We start from the raw sequence: 4,740 nt of genomic DNA, 5'->3' as shown, positions 1-4,740 counted from the left end.
AGGACTTAATGGAAATGGACTCGATAATTATAGGAATTGAAATATTAATAATAATAATTTTAATATTGCTTAATGGACTTTTCTCCCTTGCAGAAATTGCTGTGGTATCCACTAGAAGAATTAGAATGCAAAAGATTGCTGATGATGGCGATAAAAGAGCATCACTTGTTTTAGACTCAATGGATAATGTTAGTGACTTTTTATCCACTGTACAAATTGGTATAACATTTACAGCAATTATCACAGGGGCAATGGGTGGAACTACTTTTTCTGAACCTTTAGGTAACTTTTTAAGCCCATATATACCTTACAGTTACCAATTAAGTTTCATATTTGTTATTCTTGTCACTACATACTTTACAATATTAGTTGGTGAAATCGTACCAAAAAGAATGGCATTGAATGACCCTGAAGGATATTCATTGAAAACCGCAAAATTCATGCAGATAAGTTCATGGATCTGTAAGCCAGTTGTTAGATTACTCGATAGTTCTACAAATCTTGCTCTCAGAATAGTTGGTTCCTCACCAAAAGAAGAGCTTGTTACAGAAGAGGAAGTCAAGCTTCTTATTGAAGAAGGTATTGAAGACGGTACCATTGCTGAAGAGGAAGAGGACATCATTAAAAGGGTGTTCCGTTTAGATGACCAGAAAGTTGATATGATAATGACTCCAAGAAGTGAAATCATCTGGATAGACTTGGAAGATGACTTGGAAGAAAACAAAGAAAGAATCATTAACAGTAAAAGATCCATTTTCCCTGTTGCTGAAGGGGAATTAGATGATTTCATAGGTGTTGTTCAAGCGAAAGACCTATTAAGCGAAATATTCTTAGGCAAGGATGTGGACATCAAATCAACTGTTAAATCCCCATTGGTCGTTCCTGAAAATATGCTTTCAATGGACTTGCTTCAAGAATTCAAAGAAAATAGAGAATATGTCCATATGGTGCTTGTTGTAGATGAATTCGGAAGCGTAGTCGGATTGATTACCTTAAACGACCTTCTTGAAGGAATTGTAGGAGATATTCCTGGTATCGATGAGGAAGATGATCCTAAAGCAATTGAAAGAAAAGATCATTCTTGGTTAATTGACGGCAGATTCTCTATTGAAGACTTTAAAGACTTGTTTGAAATTGAAGAGGATATGCCTAATGAAGTTGAAGACGGTTATACAACCATTGCAGGATTCATCCTTTCACATGCAGGAAAAATACCTGAAGCAGGAGAAATATTCCATGAAGGCAAATTCACCTTTGAAATTGTAGATATGGATGGAAACCACATCGATAAGATTTTGGTAACCGTTAACGAAGAGGATGCAAATAAATTAGACCTTGAAAGCAAGGAAGAATAATTTTTATATATTCATTTAAAATAAGGAGGAATAACGATAGGATTAATATTACAAGTTATTTTACTTATTATCGGATTTGTACTTTTAATAAAGGGTGCAGACGTATTTGTAGATGGTGCAAGTAATGTGGCATACAATTTAAAGATACCTACCATAATTGTAGGTTTAACCATTGTTGCATTCGGTACAAGTGCACCTGAAGCAGCGGTATCCATTACTTCAGCATTTGCTGGAACCAATGCAATATCCTTAGGTAACGTTGTAGGTAGTAACATCTTCAATATTTTAGCGGTTATTGGTGTTTCAGCATTGCTTGGTACATTAACAGTTGATAAAATATTGATTAAAAGGGATTTCCCATTTTTAGTCATCTCCACAATCGGTTTGCTTATAATAGCCATCATATTTGGAGAGATAAGCAGATTATGTGGAATAATCTTCTTGATTGTCATTATCGCATATGTTTACCGTCTTGTTCAAGAAGCAAGACAAGACAAAGAAGCAATGTCTCAAGAGATTGAAGTAAAGTTATCAATACCAAAAGCATTTGTTTACATAATTATTGGAATTGTCGGCATCATAATCGGTTCTGATTTGGTTGTAGACGGTGCAAGCTATATTGCAAGTGCATTTGGATTAAGTGATGTGCTCATCGGTCTTACCATTGTTGCTATAGGAACATCATTGCCTGAACTTGTTACATCCATCACAGCACTTAAAAAAGGGGATAATGGTATTGTAATAGGTAATGTACTTGGATCAAGTATCTTCAATATCCTATTCATTTTAGGTATAAGCAGTGCAATTATGCCTTTACCAATCGCACCTGAAATGGTATCTGATATAGGTTTAATGACAGTTATTACAATCATAGGTGCACTATTTGCATACAGTAAAAATGAAGTGGATAAAAAAGAAGGAGCTGTCTTAGTAGCTCTATTCATACTTTATATGGCGTTTGTAATTATAAGAAATTAATTTTTAATTTCTTTTTTTCTTTTTTTTGACAAAATTTAATTTGTTCGTTTATGATAGAATAAAATAACTCATTTTTCCTTGATATTTTCTTTAACAATATCCTTAATCTCACAAGCTTTACAAATCTTAGCAGATGTTGGCTCACCACATCTTTCACATTCATTGAGAACTGTTCTAATATTATCCACATCCAAGATTTGCTTAAATGATTCCAAAACATTTTCTTTAGTTCCAGGATGCTTTGATTCTGTATTGTTTAAAAACTCTTTTATCTTAGCCCTTAATGAAAGATTGGAATAAGGGCATTCATCCAAATGAATTTCAATACCATTAAGAATCGCCCACATTCCCACTTCTTTTTCAGGTGTGTTCCATAAGGGCTTGATTCTTGGAACCAACTTTTCATGAATCTGATCAAGCTCTGGTCCGAATTTAGAGAACTTTACAGTATCCCCTCTTGAAAAGCTCATTAAAAAGGATTGTATCTCATCATCAAGATTATGACCTGTCGCTATCTTATCTGCACCTATTTCATAAGCAGTCTTATTTAAGATATTTCTTCTAAAGACACCACATGGAATGCAAGCGCTTTTAAAATAGGAATGAATGTCATCTAATGCGAATCCTTCTTCATCCTTAAAGGATTTTTGAATGAGATGAATATCCAAAGCTTTTGCATTGTTTACTGCAGCATCTATTCCATGTTGACGGTAACCTTCAATTCCCTCATCGACTGAAATGGCTACAAGTTCAAAATCAAAATCAGCATTTTCCTGATAATTCTTAAGTGCATGCAGAGTTAAAACACTGTCCTTACCACCAGATAAGGCAATAGCTATTTTTTCATTCTCCTTGATCAATTCATAATCATCTATCAGATTATTGATTCTTGAGAATATCTTATCGTTGAATTCATCTTTATTTAAACTCATGATACCACTTAAAAATTAAAAATATTGAAAATCTATTAAAAAAAGAAATTATTGATTAAATAAAAAAATAAGTAAAAAATAAAAGATAAAAGAAATTAAAGAAATTATTCTGCGAATTCCTTAATTGCTTTAATGATTAAATCTAAATCTTCCTCAGTTAGTTTAGCATGGACAGGAAGTGAAAGAACCTCTTCAACTATCTCTTCAGTTACTGGAAGACTTTGATCGTAACCCATTTCCTTATAGAGAACTTGGTCATAAAGAGGAATTGGATAATAAATTCCATTACCAATACCGTTTTCAATTAAATAATCAGACAATTCATCTCTTTTACCGTCTTTAATCTTAATGGTGTATTGGTGGTATACATGCTTATAACCATCCTTTACAATAGGAGTTTCAATCAAATCAACATCAGCTAAACCTTCATCAAGGTATTTGGCATTTTCAATTCTGTTGTCATTGAAGGAATCTATTTTCTTAAGCTGTTCCAAACCAATAGCTGCTGCAATATCAGTCATTCTGAAGTTGTATCCCAATACATCATGATGATATTTTGTTGCAGAACCATGAGCCCTATAGATTTTTGCATTTTCTGCAAATTTCTCATTATTTGTGGTGATCATACCACCTTCACTGGTGGTCATGTTTTTAGTAGGATAAAAACTGAAACAAGCCATATCTCCGATATTACCTACTTTTCTTCCATGGTATTCAGCACCATGAGCTTGTGCAGCGTCTTCAATAACAATCAAGTCATGAGCTTTAGCAATATTCATTATGGCATCCATATCTGCAGATTGTCCATATAATTGAACAGGCATAATAGCTTTGGTCTTGTCAGTAATTGCTTCTTCAATTTTTGAAGGGTCAATGGTAAAGGTTTCAGGATCTATATCGACAAAAACAGGGCGAGCTCCAGTGTATAAAATAGAGTTACCGGTAGCTGCAAATGTGAATGGAGTTGTAATCACTTCATCCCCTTCGCCGATTCCAGCTACTAAAAGAGCAACGTGCAATGCGGAAGTTCCAGAATTGGTAGCAATACCATACTTTGCACCAACGTATTTTGCAAATTCCTCTTCAAATTCGATTACTTTAGGCCCTTGTGCAATCATACCAGATTTCATTACTTCAATTACTGCATTTATCTCTTCTTCTTCAATAATAGGACTAGCTATTGAAACTTTAATATCTGCCATATTTTCACCTATAATGAATAAAATTATAATTAATTCTCCATAATTATTTCTCAAAAATATTAGTTTTTAAATTATTTGTATTTTAAATAATTTGTAGTTAAATTGTTTATAATAATTATTTATTTTTAATGTTATATTAGTTTTACTTTAAATTCTTAAATTATAAATTCTTAAATTATAAATTCTTAAATTATATAAATAAAATAAAAAATAAATATTAATAAGAATATCAACAAATGATAAGGAACAATAATATGGAAAATAATCATAATT

The 4,740-nt window shown here is 32.6% G+C and carries 4 protein-coding genes; 2 read left to right on the top strand and 2 right to left on the bottom strand.

Translation table 11 applies throughout. The annotated features are described in order from the left end of the window. Positions 1-8 precede the first annotated feature (8 nt). Entirely contained in the window at positions 9-1,355 is a 1,347-nt protein-coding gene (locus ACKI67_RS06390) for a hemolysin family protein (RefSeq protein ID WP_407462612.1), read from the top strand. 30 nt (positions 1,356-1,385) lie between these two features. Next, a complete protein-coding gene (locus ACKI67_RS06385) occupies positions 1,386-2,333 on the top strand; it encodes a calcium/sodium antiporter (RefSeq protein WP_407462611.1) in 948 nt (315 codons plus the stop codon). A gap of 68 nt (positions 2,334-2,401) precedes the next feature. Here the strand turns inward: ACKI67_RS06385 and ACKI67_RS06380 are convergent, their stop codons facing one another. Continuing rightward, entirely contained in the window at positions 2,402-3,268 is an 867-nt protein-coding gene (locus tag ACKI67_RS06380) for a TIGR00269 family protein (protein ID WP_407462610.1), read from the bottom strand. Between the two features lie 101 nt (positions 3,269-3,369). Continuing rightward, positions 3,370-4,467 carry a DegT/DnrJ/EryC1/StrS family aminotransferase gene (locus ACKI67_RS06375; RefSeq protein ID WP_407462608.1) on the bottom strand — a complete coding sequence of 366 codons (1,098 nt, stop codon included), beginning with the start codon at positions 4,465-4,467 and terminating at the stop codon, positions 3,370-3,372. Positions 4,468-4,740 lie beyond the last annotated feature (273 nt).

The sequence above is a fragment of the Methanobrevibacter sp. genome (assembly GCF_045577275.1).
Lineage (GTDB): Archaea > Methanobacteriota > Methanobacteria > Methanobacteriales > Methanobacteriaceae > Methanobrevibacter.
Note: the sequence above shows the minus strand (reverse complement) of the source record. Positions and strands in the feature narration are given on the sequence as shown.